The organism is Mesorhizobium sp. M0960, from assembly GCF_040319055.1.
Taxonomy (GTDB): Bacteria; Pseudomonadota; Alphaproteobacteria; order Rhizobiales; family Rhizobiaceae; genus Mesorhizobium.
On sequence record NZ_JAMYNN010000004.1, the window covers coordinates 48,078 to 63,825 of the forward strand.

At 62.8% G+C, this 15,748-nt stretch carries 19 protein-coding genes and 1 pseudogene; 5 read left to right on the top strand and 15 right to left on the bottom strand.

Annotated features, from left to right (window positions below):
* Window positions 1-37 precede the first annotated feature (37 nt).
* The 4 genes from NKH63_RS10940 to NKH63_RS10955 form a co-directional block, all read right to left on the bottom strand.
* Complete coding sequence (locus tag NKH63_RS10940; RefSeq protein ID WP_023716601.1) at window positions 38-571, bottom strand: c-type cytochrome; 534 nt, start codon at window positions 569-571, stop codon at window positions 38-40.
* The gene (locus NKH63_RS10945) at window positions 568-1,437 is read right to left on the bottom strand and encodes a substrate-binding domain-containing protein (RefSeq protein WP_352482827.1); all 870 of its coding nucleotides are present in this window, start codon (window positions 1,435-1,437) and stop codon (window positions 568-570) included. Before NKH63_RS10945 ends, NKH63_RS10940 begins: the two co-directional genes overlap by 4 nt.
* A complete protein-coding gene (locus tag NKH63_RS10950; protein WP_280940404.1) occupies window positions 1,418-3,220 on the bottom strand; it encodes a methanol/ethanol family PQQ-dependent dehydrogenase in 1,803 nt (600 codons plus the stop codon). Before NKH63_RS10950 ends, NKH63_RS10945 begins: the two co-directional genes overlap by 20 nt.
* A 62-nt stretch (window positions 3,221-3,282) precedes the next feature.
* A complete protein-coding gene (locus NKH63_RS10955) occupies window positions 3,283-4,059 on the bottom strand; it encodes a heme-binding protein (protein ID WP_023716604.1) in 777 nt (258 codons plus the stop codon).
* A gap of 212 nt (window positions 4,060-4,271) precedes the next feature.
* On the opposite strand from NKH63_RS10955, the gene NKH63_RS10960 reads away from it, so the two are divergent.
* The 4 genes from NKH63_RS10960 to NKH63_RS10975 all read left to right on the top strand — a co-directional run bounded on the left by NKH63_RS10960 (window position 4,272) and on the right by NKH63_RS10975 (window position 6,595).
* Complete coding sequence (locus NKH63_RS10960) at window positions 4,272-5,102, top strand: SIR2 family NAD-dependent protein deacylase (protein WP_502895875.1); 831 nt, start codon at window positions 4,272-4,274, stop codon at window positions 5,100-5,102.
* 84 nt (window positions 5,103-5,186) lie between these two features.
* Window positions 5,187-5,372 (top strand): hypothetical protein, encoded by a 186-nt coding sequence (locus tag NKH63_RS10965; RefSeq protein WP_352482822.1) that lies wholly within the window; start codon window positions 5,187-5,189, stop codon window positions 5,370-5,372.
* 49 nt (window positions 5,373-5,421) lie between these two features.
* A complete protein-coding gene (locus tag NKH63_RS10970; RefSeq protein ID WP_352895266.1) occupies window positions 5,422-6,012 on the top strand; it encodes a LysE family translocator in 591 nt (196 codons plus the stop codon).
* Between the two features lie 85 nt (window positions 6,013-6,097).
* Window positions 6,098-6,595 (top strand): hypothetical protein, encoded by a 498-nt coding sequence (locus NKH63_RS10975; RefSeq protein WP_352493906.1) that lies wholly within the window; start codon window positions 6,098-6,100, stop codon window positions 6,593-6,595.
* 29 nt (window positions 6,596-6,624) lie between these two features.
* On the opposite strand, the gene NKH63_RS10980 is transcribed toward NKH63_RS10975, so the two are convergent.
* The 3 genes from NKH63_RS10980 to NKH63_RS10990 all read right to left on the bottom strand — a co-directional run bounded on the left by NKH63_RS10980 (window position 6,625) and on the right by NKH63_RS10990 (window position 7,619).
* Window positions 6,625-6,924, bottom strand: a complete 300-nt coding sequence (locus NKH63_RS10980) for a DUF982 domain-containing protein (RefSeq protein WP_352482820.1) — start codon at window positions 6,922-6,924, stop codon at window positions 6,625-6,627.
* 70 nt (window positions 6,925-6,994) lie between these two features.
* Window positions 6,995-7,288, bottom strand: a complete 294-nt coding sequence (locus NKH63_RS10985; RefSeq protein ID WP_352493907.1) for a DUF982 domain-containing protein — start codon at window positions 7,286-7,288, stop codon at window positions 6,995-6,997.
* Between the two features lie 127 nt (window positions 7,289-7,415).
* Entirely contained in the window at window positions 7,416-7,619 is a 204-nt protein-coding gene (locus NKH63_RS10990; protein WP_023676144.1) for a hypothetical protein, read from the bottom strand.
* Window positions 7,620-7,909: 290 nt separating this feature from the next.
* Between NKH63_RS10990 and NKH63_RS10995 the strand changes: the two genes are divergently transcribed.
* Entirely contained in the window at window positions 7,910-8,494 is a 585-nt protein-coding gene (locus NKH63_RS10995) for a sigma-70 family RNA polymerase sigma factor (RefSeq protein ID WP_036244131.1), read from the top strand.
* 367 nt (window positions 8,495-8,861) lie between these two features.
* On the opposite strand, the gene NKH63_RS11000 is transcribed toward NKH63_RS10995, so the two are convergent.
* The 8 genes and pseudogenes from NKH63_RS11000 to NKH63_RS11035 all read right to left on the bottom strand — a co-directional run bounded on the left by NKH63_RS11000 (window position 8,862) and on the right by NKH63_RS11035 (window position 15,738).
* The gene (locus NKH63_RS11000; protein ID WP_352590497.1) at window positions 8,862-9,080 is read right to left on the bottom strand and encodes a hypothetical protein; all 219 of its coding nucleotides are present in this window, start codon (window positions 9,078-9,080) and stop codon (window positions 8,862-8,864) included.
* A 189-nt stretch (window positions 9,081-9,269) separates the two neighbouring features.
* Window positions 9,270-10,004, bottom strand: a pseudogene (locus NKH63_RS11005) (class I SAM-dependent methyltransferase); the annotation flags it as partial.
* 59 nt (window positions 10,005-10,063) lie between these two features.
* Complete coding sequence (locus tag NKH63_RS11010; protein WP_352917853.1) at window positions 10,064-11,053, bottom strand: GNAT family N-acetyltransferase; 990 nt, start codon at window positions 11,051-11,053, stop codon at window positions 10,064-10,066.
* 7 nt (window positions 11,054-11,060) lie between these two features.
* Complete coding sequence (locus NKH63_RS11015; protein ID WP_352917854.1) at window positions 11,061-12,125, bottom strand: glycosyltransferase family 4 protein; 1,065 nt, start codon at window positions 12,123-12,125, stop codon at window positions 11,061-11,063.
* A 20-nt stretch (window positions 12,126-12,145) separates the two neighbouring features.
* On the bottom strand, window positions 12,146-13,078 hold the full coding sequence (locus NKH63_RS11020; protein WP_352850532.1) for a glycoside hydrolase 5 family protein: 933 nt from the start codon (window positions 13,076-13,078) through the stop codon (window positions 12,146-12,148).
* Window positions 13,071-13,832 carry a TIGR04290 family methyltransferase gene (locus tag NKH63_RS11025; RefSeq protein ID WP_023716617.1) on the bottom strand — a complete coding sequence of 254 codons (762 nt, stop codon included), beginning with the start codon at window positions 13,830-13,832 and terminating at the stop codon, window positions 13,071-13,073. Before NKH63_RS11025 ends, NKH63_RS11020 begins: the two co-directional genes overlap by 8 nt.
* A 2-nt stretch (window positions 13,833-13,834) precedes the next feature.
* Window positions 13,835-14,635: a nucleotidyltransferase family protein gene (locus NKH63_RS11030; RefSeq protein WP_352917855.1), complete on the bottom strand. Its 801-nt coding sequence runs from the start codon at window positions 14,633-14,635 to the stop codon at window positions 13,835-13,837.
* Window positions 14,635-15,738 carry a CgeB family protein gene (locus NKH63_RS11035; protein WP_352917856.1) on the bottom strand — a complete coding sequence of 368 codons (1,104 nt, stop codon included), beginning with the start codon at window positions 15,736-15,738 and terminating at the stop codon, window positions 14,635-14,637. Before NKH63_RS11035 ends, NKH63_RS11030 begins: the two co-directional genes overlap by 1 nt.
* Window positions 15,739-15,748 lie beyond the last annotated feature (10 nt).

The following is a 15,748-nucleotide window of genomic DNA, read 5'->3' on the forward strand; positions in this document are numbered from 1 at the left end:
CAGGCTGTGCTGCAGCACACCCTGCAAAGAAGGCGGTTCACGGCGACTTCCCCAGCGTCGCGGCGTCCGGCAGGCGATTTTCGGATGGATGGGGCATCATGTCGTCGTCGCGGCTCGGCGCAGCGGACTTTGGCGCGTTGCCGCTCAGCGCGCGGACGAAGGCGGCGAGCTCCCAGATCTGGTCGTCAGGGATCTTGTCGCGGAAGCTCGGCATGCCGTTCGGCCGGCCGTCCCTGATCGTGGCGTGGATGCTTTCGATCGAGCTGCCATAGAGCCACTTCTGGTCCATGAGGGCCGGGCCCATGCCGCCGCCGCCATTGGCATGGCAGCCGGAACAGTTGAACCAGTTGAACAGACGCTTGCCCTCGCTGAGGTGGAAGGCGTTGGCCTCGAACACGCCGGCCTTGTTGTCGGACGAGGCCGGCCGTTGGCCGCCCGGCTCGAGGGCCGTCACGGCCGCCGGTTGGTCGCCCGAGCCGAGCACCGACTGTGGACGCGTGTCGCGTTCCTCGCGCTGGCAAGCGGCAAGGACGAGCATCGCCGACAGCAAGCATGGAAGGCCGCGGTTCATCGCACTGCCGCCCCGGCGCCGTCGAGGCGAGGCACGCCATATTCCGCCAGGATCGTATCGATCTCGGCGCGGTGTTTGGCAATAGCTGCGTCTACCTCACCGCGCAGTGCATCGTCGTCGCGGCGCACGGCCATCGAGATGTCGTAGATCATCGGCAGCAGCGGACCGTCGATACGCGGCGCAACCGGCGTAATTCGTAACGGAGCTTTTTGCCTGGCGGCGAAGTAGCCGGCCAACGGTCCCCAGACGACGGCAACATCGATGTCGCCATTCGCCACCGCCTCGATGATGCGCGCTGGCGGGTTTGGCGCGGAATAGTCGCCATAGACCGGGAAGCCGATGAGATGGCCGACGATGCCGCGGCGCCCGAGCGCCTGGACGGGTGGCGAGTTGGCGCCGTCGTCGCCGATCAGCTGGACGCCGATGTGCAGATCGCGCAGGCGAGGATCGTTGAAGGACGTGATTTCCGGCGCATCCTTTCGTGTCACGAAGACGTAGGAAGACCGGTAGTAGGGCGCGGTGGTGCGCAGCATTTCGAGATTGGCGGGTGTGCCGGGCACCAGATCGCACAGGCCGGCTTTCAGCGTGTTGCGCACAAAGCCGCGCCGCTGTGCCCACCATGTGTAGGAAACAGTCGCACCAAGCTCCTCGGCGACGAGTTCGGCAATCTTGTTTTCAAAGCCCTCCCTGGCGGCATTGGAGAACGGCATGTTGTTGGGATCGGCACAGATTCTCAATTCGCGCGCATCGGCAAGGGGGGCAACAAGCGAGAGCGCCAGTGCACCGACCGCGGCGGCAAGCCGCCGCGGTCGCGTTCTCCGTGGCCGCGCAACTCGGCCGATCGTCTCAAGGCAGCCGGAACACATACAGCGTACCTCCCGGCGTGGTTACATCCTTCAGATCCTTCATGACGTTGACGAAGCCCAGCGCGGCGGTGGCGTCGCGCGGGTCGAGATCGCCGGATACGATCGCCCCAGCCCAGCCACCAACGCCCGAAAGGACCGCGACATATTGGTGCCCGTCTGGGCCGCGATAGGTGATCGGCTGGCCGATGATGCCGGACGACGTCTTGAACTGCCAAAGCAGCGCGCCGGTCCTGGCGCTGACCGCCTTGAACCAGCCTTCCATCGTGCCATAGAACACGACATTGCCGGCGGTGGCGACGGCGCCGCTCCACACCGGAAAGTTCTCCTTCAGGCTCCACGCCGGCTTGGCGGCGGCGACATCCCAGGCGGTGAAAGCGCCGCGATTGCCGCCCGGCCCCGGAATCATGCGCACGTTCATGCCGACATAGGGCGTCCCGGCGATGTAATTCACCTCGACGCCTTCTTCGTCCATGCACATGTTATTGTGCGGAATGTAGAGCAGGCCGGTCTTTGGCGAGAACGCCGAAGGCTGCCAGTCCTTTAGCCCGGATGCGGTGGGGCAGATGTCGCGCACGACCTTACCGGTGCCGGTTTTTTTGTCGGGATTTACAATCAGCCGGCCGGTCTTGAGGTCGACGCCCTTGCTGGAATTGACAGGCCCGAACGGCACCGCCGACAATACCTCCCCCGTCGTGCGGTCCAGCAAATAGACATAGCCGTTGCGTTCCGGTCGGACCAGGACCTTGCGGAGCTTGCCCTGCCAAGTCATGTCGAGCAGCACCTGCTCGTTGATGCCGTCGTAATCATGGAGGTCGTGCGGGGTCCATTGATAGAACCATTTGGCTGCGCCGGTGTCGGGATCGCGGGCAAAGATGCCGGCGGTCCATTTGTTGTCGCCGGGCCTCAGATCCGGATTCCACGGGCCGGGATTTCCGGTGCCGTGGAAGATAAGGTTCAGATCCGGATCATAGGAGATCCAGCCCCACACATTGCCGCCGCCGATCTTCCACGCATCGGGCGGCCATGACGTCACGCCGAGATCCTTGCCCTTGTCCATGTCGTAATGCGGCTTGAAATCGGGGCCGATCAGCACCTCGGCGTCCGGGCCGGTGTTGTAGGCCGTCCAGACGACGTGCCCGTCGCCGGCGTCGAGCGCCTTGATCCAGCCGCGCACGCCCATTTCGCCGCCGGAATTGCCGACCAGCACCTTGCCCTTGACCACCAGCGGCGCCATGGTGATGGTCTCGCCGATATTGATGTTGCCGATATGGGTGTTCCAGACCGGTTTGCCGGTGGCTGCATCAACGGCGATGGTATGGCCGTCGAGCGTGTTGAAATAGATGCGCCCGTCGAAGAAGACCGCACCGCGGTTGACCACGTCGCAACAGGCAACGCCCTGCGCCGCAGGCTCGGGATTGGGCTCGAATTTCCACTTCATCGGCGCGCCGGGCTTGGTAAGGTCAAGCGCGTAGAGGATGTTGGGAAACGGCGTCACGATGTACATCGTGTTGCCGACGACCAGGGGCGCAGCCTCCTGGCCCTTGTTGACGCCAGTGGAGAATGTGAAGGCCACCTGCAGGTTCTTGACGTTGTCCTCGGTGATTTCCGCAAGTTCGCTGTAGCGGGTCGAGGCGTAGTTCTTTGCCGGCATCGCCCACTGGCCGTCGTCGGGCGGAGCAGCTGCGGACGGCGGATTTATCGCAAAGCTTGACGTTGACTGAGCAACCGCCGTGGTAACTAGCGCGAAGCCTGCCAGCAGCGTCCATCCCAGCATCGCAGCCATTGGCCTTTCTCCCCTTTTGGCTGACACACTGGTTTTCGCTGCCACCTGTCGCACTTGCCTCATTACCGTATCGACCCGCCGACACCGGCGCCAAGCTCTGCGGCTACGTCCGCCTCGGTTCCGGCACACAATGGATGGCCCCAGCCGGAAGCGCTCTTGCCGCCGGGATCGAGGTCGAAAATGATAGCGTCCTTGCGGTTTGGGTTGACGCCGGCCGGTACCTTGTCCAGCCCGAGTGCGGCCCGCACCCGCCAGGCGACATTGTGGTCGGCACAAGAGGAATCGCCGCTTATCCCGAGGGCCCCGACGATCCCCTTGCCGTCGTAGAGAGCCAGGCCACCGCCAAACACGACGACACCGCCGATGGGCTTTCCCAGCAATGGATCGCTGGAGCTTCCATACGTAGAAGGATCGCCCGCATAGGCTGCCGCCTGATTGACCGGATTGGTGGCCAGGAGGCCGAATAGAGGACCGCCGGGCTGCACCGGCGCGTAGAGGTTCGCGGTGGACAAAGCCATCTGCGCGAGGCTGAGCCCGTTGGCCGTATTGGCTTTTTCGGCGGCGATCAGTCGGCTGCCGGGCCACTGGGCGTCGGCGGTAGGCCCGCTGAAGGCGACGGCGCAGACAGTTCCGTCGCGAGCCACGATTGCCGCCCATTCATTGGTATCGAAGCCGCCATTGCCGGGGCCGCCGCTGGCTTTGACGTTGGCCTTGAGGGCGGCCAGCAATTTGTCATGGTCGGCCGGGCAAGGTGCTTGAGCCCAAGCCTTTTGCTGGACGGCGCCGATTGTAAGCAGGAACAGACATAATGCTACTGAGACAATCCGATGGCGATCCATTAGCTGCGCCGTCTTTGTTGAACACTCCCAACGCGCGAGAGGCGCAGAAGTGCCAAATGGAATGAAATAAATGTCGGATTCCGTCGGCCAAACTCGGCGGCCGGCGCTCGGGATAGTTGATCCGGGCGTTCTCATTCAACCGCAAATTGGAGTTATTCCCGCGGTGGTCCGGGCTCGGCCGGAACGGAGGGCGCTGTTCGCAGTTGTGTCGGATGCTGTCTGCAGTCGAGCAACTGGCTCAATCGGTGAAAGAGCGGCGAGCGGTCTTGTTCGTTGGCGCCGGAGTATCGATGAGCGTCGGCTTACCGTCCTGGCAAAAGCTCATCGAGCACATGCAAAACGAGCTCGGCCTCGACGAGGACATGATCGGCGCACCGGAGGCCAACTATCAGGCCCTTGCCGAATATTACCGGCTGAAGCAGGGGAGCCTCGGCCCTTTGCGCAGCTGGATGGATCGCGAATGGAGCGTATCGCGGGAAAAAGTGCGGGGCTCGGCGATCCACAAGCTTATCGTGTCGCTCGATTTTCCGATCATCTACACCACCAATTATGATCGCAACCTGGAGGTTGCCTTCGAGATCCATGGCCGGCCCTTTGTGAAAGTGGCCAATGCAAAGGACTTGCCCAAGACAACAGGCGAGGTCACCCAGATCATCAAATTCCACGGCGATTTCGACGACGACAAATCGCTGGTTCTGGCGGAGACCGATTATTTTGAACGGCTGTCGTTCGATTCGCCGCTCGATGTGAAATTTCGGGCCGACGCGCTGGGGCGCACCATCCTGTTCATCGGCTACAGCATGTCCGACATGAACATCCGTCTGCTGCTGCATAGGCTTTGGCAGACCTGGCAGCGGTCGGGCTACGAGAAGAGCCGTCCGAAATCCTTCATCTTCATGTCGCAGCCGAGCATCGTCCAGGAGGCTGTTCTCGGCCGCTGGGGCATCGATATGCTGACCGAAGAGGCCGACGATCCGGAGGACGCGCTGCTCGCATTCCTGAACGAACTCAAGGACAGGGTCGGCCGGCCAGACGGCGCCTGAAAAGCCTGCGCCGTGACGAAGCTGTGGGGAACCGGCCGGCCCGATGTGAGTTGGGGAGGCTAAGTCTCACGGGATCAAGCCTGTATGAACGAACGCAAACACAAGCGAAGAGTGCATATCAAACATGGCCTGTCGGCCGAGCAGGTCTATGAGATCAATTTCTTTGCCCGCAAATGCGGCCTGACCAGGGATGAAGCGCTCAAGATGATGCGAGATGCCGGTCGGTTGAAGGATAGCGCGAAGGCATCTTACCAAACCTGGGCGAAGTAGCGGCATGGATCACGCCTCTTGGGCGGCCTTTCTCGGGACGGTCATCTTGATGCAGATGCCGCCGGGGCCTGACAGTCTGCTGGTGATGGCGCGTGGCATCGGGCAGGGCCGGGAGGTTGCCCTGTTAACCGTTCTGGGCATGACCCTCGGCGCCGGCATGGTCCAGTTGCCGCTCCTTGCCCTCGGCATATCGTCGCTGCTCCAGGCGTCGCCCCTTGCCTTTGCCATGCTTCGCTGGATGGGCGCGGCCTATCTCGTTTGGCTTGGATCACGTTTGGTATTGTTGCCGTCGGACGGGGTCGAAGTCGAGAAGCCTGCGGCCGTCGGGCCGCTCGCGGCTGCGCGCGAAGGGATGATCGCCAATCTGGTAAATCCCTGGCCGATAACCTTCATGGTGGCTTTCCTTCCACAGTTCGTCGATCCGGCTCGCGGATCGGTTACACTGCAATTGCTGCTGCTCGGAGGCACCCAGAAGATGACCGGTGTGCTGGTGCTGGGCACATATGCGCTCGCATCCGGCACGCTCGGGGCCTGGATCATGAGGCGACCGAAGGTAAAGCTCTGGCAGCAGCGCGTGGCAGGCTGCTTCGTCGTCGGTCTCGGTATCCGCATGGCACTCGGTGGTGGCGCACACCGCTGAGGATCGAGCGATGCACCGGCGGTGCGTCATGGAACATCCGCCGACAATTTTCGTTGACATGCTCCACAAGGCGAAGAGGTCGAGCATGTCGAAGGTCCAAGCCGCCACCCCGGAGCGTTTGCAGCAGCTCAGGCTCGAGGCGACAGCGCACTTTGCGCCGCTCATATTGCGCGAGGCACTGGTGCGTCTCTGCCGGGCGTGTGGAAGCGAGAGCCTCGAACGGTTCGAAAAGACCATGGTCGACCAAATCGAGGCATCGCGTGACGAAAAGGCCGATTTCGACACAATGAAGGAATTTGCCATCGAACAGCTCTATGGCTGGATTCGAGAAGTCAGGTCTTCACCGGACATGACACAGCCGCTGGAGAATGTAGACACCCGAAGGACCCCTGGCCGCTCGGAGGAGCCGCAGACGCTAGAAGACCAGCTGCAGGCGGGTCTGGAGGATTCTTTCCCGGCAAGCGACCCGCCGGCTGTTGTTTCCACCGCGATCCCCGGCGGATCGAAGAAGCTGGTCGGAACCGACGAGGTCCTCAGGCAGCAGCGGAAGAAAAAGGCCGAGGAAGCCAGCCATTCGCGATAAACGGCACTGCGGGGAAGCAGCCTGCCAGCTCACCCGCCGTCCGGCATGAAGGCTGTCGGGGCATGCGTGTCATGCGGCTCGCCTTCGACAAGAATCTTCGCTTCCAAAGCCGCGTCGATAAATGCTTCGCGGGCTTCCGCTGCCGTAATCTGGCCGATCTGGGCGCCATCCAATGCATCTGCCGCCATCAGCGACAACGGGGCATTGCGGGCAGGCCATTTCTCGCTTTTGAGGCAGTAAGAAGCCTCGAAAACGGAGCTGACCATTCGCGATCGGCCCGGCTTGCCGAAGTAGATGCAAACCGGAGCATCGAACTTTATCTCCAGCATGGCGGTCCTCCCGATTTAACCACCCTTGATATAAATTAGCCTCAGCGGGTCACATGGCCTGCTGGGCATTTTAGCCGACATCGCGAACCTCAGTGGGATTGGTGCCTGCTGGTATTTCGGCGGCGACATCGTGCGCCAGAATGCCCGCTTTTTGGGCGAATGCTTCGAACGCCGCGCGCACCGTCTCGGCATCGACCTCGTCAGCCAGCCCGGCGCGACAGGCGTTGAACGCCGCCATGTGCGCCGGGCCGCGGCTCGGCCATTCGTTTAAGACGTCATAGGCCTGCCACATATTTTCGACATGGCGAGGGAAACCAAGGCCGACAAGAATTGGAACGGGGCGGCCAAACGAGCTTTTTGTCATCTGTGTCTCCGCGAAAGTGCCTGTCGCATCAACGCTCGATGCGGACACGAGGCCGATGCCCGTTAACGCGGGATTGGTGCACGGGTTGCAGCGGATTTGTTCGATCGTGCGCCGGCCGATGCTGGCGTCACTTGTTGGTCCGCATCTTTTGCCGGGGATTGATACCGCCTTGAGGCGTGGTGTCGTTCTCGACATCGCCTTCGAACGTGTTGTCGCCCTGATCGAGCCGGTCGCCCTCCTTGATCGTGCCCTTGGAACTGCCGATGCCGGGATCGTTGGCAAGGTCGCTATCGGCCGGCGTTTTGCCTTTGGCGTGCTTGTTTCCTGTCATGGATTCCTCCTGTTTTGAGGTGGCGGACTGTCCTTGAGGTGGCGGCCAAGGCTCGCTGCGAATCGCGTTTCGACGCGCCAATGGCGGTCCCCCGGATTTTCGGACGACCTCGCTTCGAACTCCGCGATACCGGTGGTTGTTCCGTCAAAAATATCGCCGCCGGCTGGAGTGCCCAGCCAAGCCTCTCCGGTTTCTGGAGCCGGGTGATTTTCGCCAGCCGGAACGATCTTTCGCCCAATGCATTTAACTGGTCTGCGCTCACGAACTCATTCTGGACGGGAGCTGGACCATTGCCACCCACAGCCTACGCCTTCGCGACCCGCGAAACCGAAGAAGTTTCCATCGTCCACCTCATACCCGCCTTAAGGGCTTTCGCGCGTACTTTCTGCCGCACCCCCGATGATGCAGACGACCTGGTCCAGGAGACGCTGACCAAGGGACTGGCCAACATCGACAAGTTCGAGGCTGGAACGCGCATGAAGTCATGGCTCTTCACCATCATGCGCAACACCTACTACACGCGTGTCAGAGCCGCAGTGAGGGAAGCGCCCGGCCTGCTCGACTGCGCTTCGCTGCGGCCGATCTCGGAAGCGACGCAGGAATGGTCCGTACAGGGCAAGGAAGTCCACCAGGCCATCCAGAGCCTTCCCGAGCACCAGCGCGAGGTTCTGATGCTGATAGGCGTGCTGGGCGTCAGCTATGAGGAGACTGCCGAAATATGCGGTTGCGCGGTGGGAACCGTGAAAAGCCGGCTCAACCGCGCACGCGCCGGCGTGCTGGAATACCTTGGCGAAAGTTCCTCGCAAACGCTGATGGAAAGGCGCAGCTATCTATCCGAAGGACAATTGGACTTCGAAGCCGAGAGGCGCCGCTAATACATGTCACGCTAATTGCTGGTTTCGCGCAATCGTCTTTCCACAAGCGCGTTCTGCAATTCAATCGCAAGTTTGGTCAGCCGGTCAGGAACCCTTTCCTGTTCGATGGCCGCAAGCAAGGAAGCGATTTCCCGGTCTATCCTCAGATCGGCACGCGTGCTGACGGAATCTTCCCTTGAGCGAGACATCGCGTTCTCTTGGCAAATGTTAGTCCCTTCACCTCACTCTGGTGGCAACAGTGCGAGTTTGCAAGAATTTGCAAGCTATCCATGCGACCGGCTTCGGTCCTTGCACAGCTTCGTCAGCGGTTGGCTCTCGCTGCGTTTTCAATTGCTCACCGGCTGCAAGCCACATGCCGCCGCAACGATCAGTCTTCAGGCCGTCGATCCCCTGAATGATCCTGGTACTGCTCGGACTTGACCCGATTGCCGTCGAGCCCACGCTCCTTGCTGTGCTGCTTCTTGTCTCTGTTGGACAGAACAGCGTTCTCTCCGATCTTGTCCTTGGGAAGATCGGTCATTGCGCCAGCGCCAGCGCCTTTGCCATGACTGCCGCGACCGATGTGCTTCTTGCTGCCGGACGCCATCTTGTCCTCCTTCATACTGTCGAGCGGCTTTTCCCGTTCGGCATCCGAACCAGCGTTGGGCCGCAATGTTCCGCCGGAAATCGTAAGCAGGAAGGCATCGCCGTCCCAGTGCCGGAACGGCTTTTCGCCGTCGACGAGGACTTGCATGCCATTTGCATTGGCGAAGTTATGAACGTCGGCGCGATCCAGCGCCGGCGATCCGCGATATGAATAATTCAAAAGCACGGCCATGCCCGGCCTCTTCAGCACGCGCGCGATTTCCAAGAAATGTCGTTCCGCGAGGCCGGCCAGCACCAGATAGGGAAAGCTGTCGACGGCCAGCACGCGGTCGAAGCTCGCATCGCGAAAATCGGCAAGATCGAAACCGCGGGTAGGGCGGAATTCTACATTGCCGAGCCCGGCGCATCGCCGGCGGGCGATCGAGATCATCGCCGCGGATATGTCGATGCCGACGATCCGGTGCGATAGAGCGGAGAGTGCGCATTCGAACCGACCGATGCCACAGCCGATGTCCAGTATGTCGCGGTCAGTGCCGGTAAAGCCTCGCCTCTCCAGCCATGCAACGATCTCAGCCGTAGCGGCCGAGAGCTTTTCCTCGTTGCCCAGCGACGACAGCTGGACGCTCGCCGCCGGGGAGATCGCCGCCGCCGCGTCAAACCCGGCCGCCAGCCGCTCGACGACCGCATCGTCGGTCTCTCCCTCACCGCGTTCGTGCCGAACCGCAGCACCCGTTTTGCGGAGCGTGACGAAGATCTCGGGCCTGCGCTGAAGCAGGTCGGCAATCCGCTGTAGTTTCGCCGTCTTTCGCGGGTCGGCCGAGTGCATATTTTGCGCAATCTTCGCCAGTTCTACGGCGTCGATTCCTGTCTCAAAACGGAGAGCCAGCCTGGCGATGACGGCTTCGACGCCGGCACCATCTGCCATGCACTCCTCCAGCACCTGCGTTGCTGATGTCGCCCGCCGAGATCTCGATCGGGTCGCGCTCACCCCCCTTTGCTCCGCGTCCAGATCTTGCGCATCGTCCACCGGTCGACGGCGCCCCAGCTGTATTTGTAGGCCTCTTGTCCGCGCAGAAAATCGAACTCTTCCGCGCCTTCGCAGATCGCCTGGCTTATCGCCTGGCCGATGAGCAGCGCGCCGGGACTTTCGTCCGCATAGGCCGGATCGAAGCCACCGAGGTAAGCGTAAGCGCGGCCCCGATGATGAAACCCGTAATAGGCGCCCACGATCGCGCCACCGATGGCGACAAGCCAGCATCGGGCAAGTGCCTGAGCAGCCAGCTGCGGCAGCGCCTGACGATGGAATTCTTCCACGCGGCTGTCGGACAGGACGCCGTCGCCGTGTCCGGCCCAGCGCGCGCGGTGAAGGCGGATCAGGTGATCGAGGAATGTCTGCGGATCGGACAAAACGGGTTCGATGGCGACCCGGCCACGTCTCGAAGCGGCTCTATGGGCGCGGCGCAATTGGCGCCGTCGCCGCGCCGGAACACAGGTGAGAAGCGTCTCATCGCCCGTGAGGGAAAGCACCGGGCAAGCAGCGTCGCCGACAGCCTGACACGTTTCGAGCGCGGCATGCCTGATGGCGAGGCCGGCACCGCCGGCCGGCAGATCCGGCAAGATCCACTGTGACCAGCCGATGGAAAGAACCGAGCCGGCGATGACGGCGCCGACCGGTTCGGTGATCTCGGGAAGACAAAGAACGTCCAGATAGTCGCTCAACGAAATCCCGAGCGGAAGCAACCGCGCGTCGGCTTCCTGGCATTCCAGATAGAGTGGCGCCAGGCCGACCAGATCATCGCCACTCCAGACGGCGACCGTCGCAAGCTCACCGGGAGCGAATGTCCGCCACCACGGCACCAGCCATGCTGGAGACTGGAACGGCGTCGCCGAGGGACTGCGCGACCAGAGCTCCCACCAGTGCGGCCTGAGGGCCTCGAGGCCGGCCGGATCGTCGATGATCTCGCTGCGGAGCATGTCCCGCTCACTTCGCCGCCGTCAGCTGTCCGCTGTCTGTGCCGAGCCGTGCCAGCGCCCGATAGGCGCCCATGTAGGAGGAAACCATGCGGTCGAGTGAAAAGCGCCGTCGCGCCTCGGCCCGGCAGGTCTCGGGATCCAGGCCGGACGCGGCAAGAATGGCTTCCGCCATTTCGTCGACATCTCTGACGAGATATCCCGTCTTGCCATGCTCGACCACATCCGGCAGTGCGCCATTCGGGAAGGCGACCACGGGGGTGCCGCAGGCGAGTGCCTCCATGGCAACGAGAGAACTGGTTTCCGCGGCAAGGCTCGGGATGACCAGGCAGCGGGCTGTGTTGAGCAGGCGCCGCTTGGCGACAAAGCCGAGCGGACCGAGGAAGCGGCGCCGACTGTCCAGCCGCGGCTCGACCTCGTCGCGAAAATACGCTGTGTGGGTTTCGTAGGGATAGACCTTGCCGCCGATGACCAGCGGTACGTTGGCCTTCTCGGCTGCGTCCAGCGCCAGATGGATGCCCTTTTCCGGGCAGATTCGGCTGAGCACCAGCGCAAAGTCGCGTTTGGCCCGCCGTTCGCTCAACGCGTCGATGTCCACTCCGTTGGGGATCGGCTCGATCAGCCTGGCGCCCGGTGGCGCGGTTCGTTGCTGAGCCGCCGATACCGCATGCAGCCACAGATCCCCCCGCGCCGGGCTGAGAGCGTCGGCCGGATACCAATCGAGCGGCAAATGCAAGGTCACCAATGTCGGCCCATCGCCCGGCAGATAGGCGTCGAAATCGATGCCGTGCAAATGAACCACGTCGATTGGCCAACGGGCGCGCGCGGTTGCAATTGCGGCGCGATGAGCACGCTGTGCCCGGCGCTTCGCCGCTTCATCGAGCACGCCCGGTTCGGTCGGCGTCTCGATGAGGACACCCGCAGCGCGCGAGCCCTGGCAGCCGATCACGATCGAACGGTGTCCGGCCTGTACGAGCGCCTGATCGAGCATCGACAGCACCTGCTCGGCGCCGCCGACCGCATCCGGCCCGACCGGGGCGAGGGGATAGGCGACGTTGAGGACGGTGAGCGTCATGGCTGGCGAGCCGAAGCTCCTCACGCTGCGGAGGCGCGCTGCCTGCCGGCGGAAGGGGCAGCGATGCTGCCGGCATAGCGGCGCGTCATTGCCGCGCAGAACTCGGCGAATTCCGCCGGCACCAGCGGCGGGCTGGCGTGGTGCGGCATCATTCCGCGGTGTTCCGGCGTGAAGCAGAAGGTGACCGTCACGTCGAAGTCGGCCAAAGCCTCCATTTGCCGGTCGAACCAGTCAAGTGCGTTGGGCCTGAAACTGTCGGCCCAGGAAAGCCCGGTGCGCAGATTGGTGACGCCGAGCCGTTTCATCCAGGCGACGGCGTCGTCCAGCCGGTGATCTTCGAAATGGAACCACTGCACCAGTCCCATTGCCGGCGCGTGGTGCAGGAATTCCTCGAGCGCGGGCTTTGGCGTGCCGTCCTGGCGCAGCAGGCCCATGTAGAAATGGCGGTAGTAGGAAGAGCCTTCCGCCTCGCGATGGCGCGTCGTCGCTTCCCATTCGCGCGGCAGGTCGTAGAGGCTATACCATTGGATGCGCGGTGCGTTGCCGATCAGCAGTTCCGCGGTCCGGCGCAGGCCCCAGGCCTGTACCTCCTCGGCACCGAAGGTCGACACGCCGACCTCGCTGACCCATACCGGAAGATCTGTGACAGCCGAAATCTCGCCGATCTTCTGCGGCCATTCGTGGATCTGCCAGAGGTTCCAGTCGAGCGGAAAGCCGTGCACGGCGACCGCGTCGACATGATCGAGCACACCGAATTCCTTCATCCGTGTCATGAAGGCGGCGTCGATCGGCGAGATGCCGCCAAGGACCTTGGTCAAGGCCGGATTCTCCGACGCGATCGCGTCGGCGGCCAGGATTGTCATGTTGGCGAAGCGGCTCCAGTCAGGGTCGAGCTCGGGATCCCAGTGGGATTTGTTGTTGGGCTCGTTCCAGATCATCGCGGCTTCAATCATTTATCTGTCCTTTCGACGGGTAGATGGCGCCGCCGCCGGCCGGTACGTCGGCGGTGCGGCAGAAATAGACCTCCTGCTCGGGTTGCAGCACGATCTCGAAGCCGGCGCTGCGCAGCATGGCTTCGGTGCAGGCGCGATTGGGAATCCACCAGTTGGTCGGGTCGTCGGCATAACGATGCTCGATGAAATGCAGCTTTGGGAACTCCGGCCGGTCGAACAGGTCGTGCGTCCAGAAATGATAATTCTGCTCGAGTGCCGGCACGTCGGTGCTGCCGCGCTGCATCGACTGGAAAATCATCAGGTCGTCGGCAACGTGCTCCCGGATCAGATCGAGAGCGAGCAAGGGATGGCGCAAATGGTAGAGCACTCCCATGAACAGCACGATGTCGAACCGCTCACGCAGCGCGCCAACGTCGTAGACCGAGAGCTGCTGGAATTCGATGTCGCAGTCCGCAACCTCAGCGGCAAAGCGCGCCTGCGCAAGGTATGCCTCGTCGAAGTCGATGCCGAGCACGCGACCGGCGCCGCGGCGTTTCATCTCGATAGAGTAGAAACCTGCATTGCAGCCTATGTCGAGCACCGCCTTGCCGGAAAGATCGGCGGGAATGGCGTCGGCGAATTTGCGCCATTTGATCAGCGGGTAATTGCCGAGGAAATGATCGGGAGCCGTTTCCACGCCGGCCAGCTCCATATTGTGGAACCATGGGCCGAGCGCATCGATGCGGCGGCGGATTTCGGCATCGGAATGCAGCATGGCTAGCCTCCTTCGCCTGCGAGGATAGGGACGTGCTGGTGGCCGGGCAGCGTCATGGCGGCTTGGTCGTCCTTGGTACCGGCGGCGCTTTCGAGCAGCCGAAGTGCCGTACGATAGCCGTTGAAGGTACCGACGTCGACATAGGCGGTGCCAGCCTTGATGCCATGCGCTTCACCCCCGGCGGCCAGATAGGCATTGACCAGCGTGCCGATATATTCGTCGCACCGGTCCCGCTCCCGCCACAGCGCGGCAAGCCGGTGAAGGGTGTGGCCGGGCATCTTAAACGCACCCCAGATCCAGTTCGACGCGGCATTCTGCTGCTTGACCTGGATTTGCTTCACCCGGTCGTCCTGGTCGACAACGACGGCATCGAAGAATTCCGGCTGGTCCACCGGAAACAGCAGGAAGGACAGGCCGTCGTCCGGGAGAGCCAGGAAGCCGTCTTCGGGAAACCAGATTGTATCGGGAAGCCCGACCAGAACGGTCTCGTCGGCTCCGACGAGCGGTGCGGCGCGGAAGATGGCGTCGCAAAGGCCGACTGGAGAGGGCTGCACCACAAACATCGCCGCCGCATCGGCATAGCCGGCAGAATAATATTCGAGGATATCCGACTTACCCGAGCCGATGACGAAGCAGATCTTGTCGGCCCCCGCGCGCACCATGCGGCGCACCAGGTATTCGCTGACCGCGCAAGGCCGCTCGGTATTGCCGTCGATGCGGCTGCCGACCGGCAGAAGCTCCTTCGAAAAGCCGAGCGGCTGGATGCGGCTTCCCCGTCCGGCTGCGGGCACGATGCCCAACATCAAACTGCCTCCTTCAACGGCTCGCCATGCGTGGAGCCGTGCAGTGCATCGGACAGGATGCGGTCGAATTCCTTCGCCCGCCGCGCCGAGGTGTGTTCGTCCAGCACCCGCTCGCGCGCCCGGCGGCGGATCGCGTCAAGCTCGGCGTCGGGCAGGTCGAGCGCGGCGACCACGTCGTCGGTGCTGTTGGCCACGACGATCTCTTCGCCGGGCCGGAAGAAGGCCTCCAGTCCCGGCCACGTGTCGCTCACCATCGCAGCACCGCACGCGGCGGCTTCGAATAGCCGGCCGGAAGGACACCAGCCCCTTTCGGCCATCGCCTCGCGGGTCACGTTCAGGGTCAGCCGTGATGATGAAAAGAAGGCGGGGTGTTCGGCGGGCGGCAGGTGACGGACGAAGAAAATATTGTCGCTCCACGGGAATTCTTGCGGATATTGTGCGCCGCCAATGATGAAACGGCGATCCGGCAGGCGCGCAGCCGGACTGACCAGCAGCCTTTCGACCCCGGTCTGGCGGTCTGCCGCATACGTCCCGAGATAGGAAAGGTCGCCGGCAAACTCCGGCTTGGGCGGGGCCGGCCGGTGTCGCTCTGGATCGACATGGCCGTAGAGTGGCATGACGCGGCGCGCGCCCAGCATCGTCTTCAGCGCATCGATCGCGGTTCCTCCCGTGTAGCTCAGCACGAGGTCGAAATCCCGAAGCCCTTCCGGCCCGAAATAGGCCGGAGGCTCACCTTGTTCGATTCGCGCCAGCGTCACCGGCGTGTCCAGGTCGTAGAAGACCTTCAGCCCCCGACAGGCCTGGTGGGCAAGGCGCGATGCGCTCACCGCATCGGGGCAATAGGAGGTGACGATGACGACATCGGCCTCATTCATCGCCTGCTCGGCAACGCTCTGGATGTCCTGCCAGTCCGGATAAAGGACAATGCTGCCGCCATCCAACTGGTCGAGGTCGCGCGTCCCGGCATAATAGGGAGTGTTGCGTTCGAAGAAGGTGATGGACCAGCCCAGCCCGGCCATCGCCCGGATCAATCCGCGCCACAGCGTGGCGTGCCCGTTGCCCCAAGACGATGTCACGGTAAGACCGAAAATGACCATGCGCATCCGGCAATTC

Coding starts and splice junctions, on each gene's coding strand:
- NKH63_RS10940 (WP_023716601.1), bottom strand. CDS start 571: ATGAACCGCGGCCTTCCATGCTTGCTGTCGGCGATGCTCGTCCTTGCC.
- NKH63_RS10945 (WP_352482827.1), bottom strand. CDS start 1,437: ATGTGTTCCGGCTGCCTTGAGACGATCGGCCGAGTTGCGCGGCCACGG.
- NKH63_RS10950 (WP_280940404.1), bottom strand. CDS start 3,220: ATGGCTGCGATGCTGGGATGGACGCTGCTGGCAGGCTTCGCGCTAGTT.
- NKH63_RS10955 (WP_023716604.1), bottom strand. CDS start 4,059: ATGGATCGCCATCGGATTGTCTCAGTAGCATTATGTCTGTTCCTGCTT.
- NKH63_RS10960 (WP_502895875.1), top strand. CDS start 4,272: ATGCTGTCTGCAGTCGAGCAACTGGCTCAATCGGTGAAAGAGCGGCGA.
- NKH63_RS10965 (WP_352482822.1), top strand. CDS start 5,187: ATGAACGAACGCAAACACAAGCGAAGAGTGCATATCAAACATGGCCTG.
- NKH63_RS10970 (WP_352895266.1), top strand. CDS start 5,422: ATGCAGATGCCGCCGGGGCCTGACAGTCTGCTGGTGATGGCGCGTGGC.
- NKH63_RS10975 (WP_352493906.1), top strand. CDS start 6,098: ATGTCGAAGGTCCAAGCCGCCACCCCGGAGCGTTTGCAGCAGCTCAGG.
- NKH63_RS10980 (WP_352482820.1), bottom strand. CDS start 6,924: ATGCTGGAGATAAAGTTCGATGCTCCGGTTTGCATCTACTTCGGCAAG.
- NKH63_RS10985 (WP_352493907.1), bottom strand. CDS start 7,288: ATGACAAAAAGCTCGTTTGGCCGCCCCGTTCCAATTCTTGTCGGCCTT.
- NKH63_RS10990 (WP_023676144.1), bottom strand. CDS start 7,619: ATGACAGGAAACAAGCACGCCAAAGGCAAAACGCCGGCCGATAGCGAC.
- NKH63_RS11000 (WP_352590497.1), bottom strand. CDS start 9,080: ATGGCGTCCGGCAGCAAGAAGCACATCGGTCGCGGCAGTCATGGCAAA.
- NKH63_RS11010 (WP_352917853.1), bottom strand. CDS start 11,053: ATGCTCCGCAGCGAGATCATCGACGATCCGGCCGGCCTCGAGGCCCTC.
- NKH63_RS11015 (WP_352917854.1), bottom strand. CDS start 12,125: ATGACGCTCACCGTCCTCAACGTCGCCTATCCCCTCGCCCCGGTCGGG.
- NKH63_RS11020 (WP_352850532.1), bottom strand. CDS start 13,078: ATGATTGAAGCCGCGATGATCTGGAACGAGCCCAACAACAAATCCCAC.
- NKH63_RS11025 (WP_023716617.1), bottom strand. CDS start 13,832: ATGCTGCATTCCGATGCCGAAATCCGCCGCCGCATCGATGCGCTCGGC.
- NKH63_RS11030 (WP_352917855.1), bottom strand. CDS start 14,635: ATGTTGGGCATCGTGCCCGCAGCCGGACGGGGAAGCCGCATCCAGCCG.
- NKH63_RS11035 (WP_352917856.1), bottom strand. CDS start 15,738: ATGCGCATGGTCATTTTCGGTCTTACCGTGACATCGTCTTGGGGCAAC.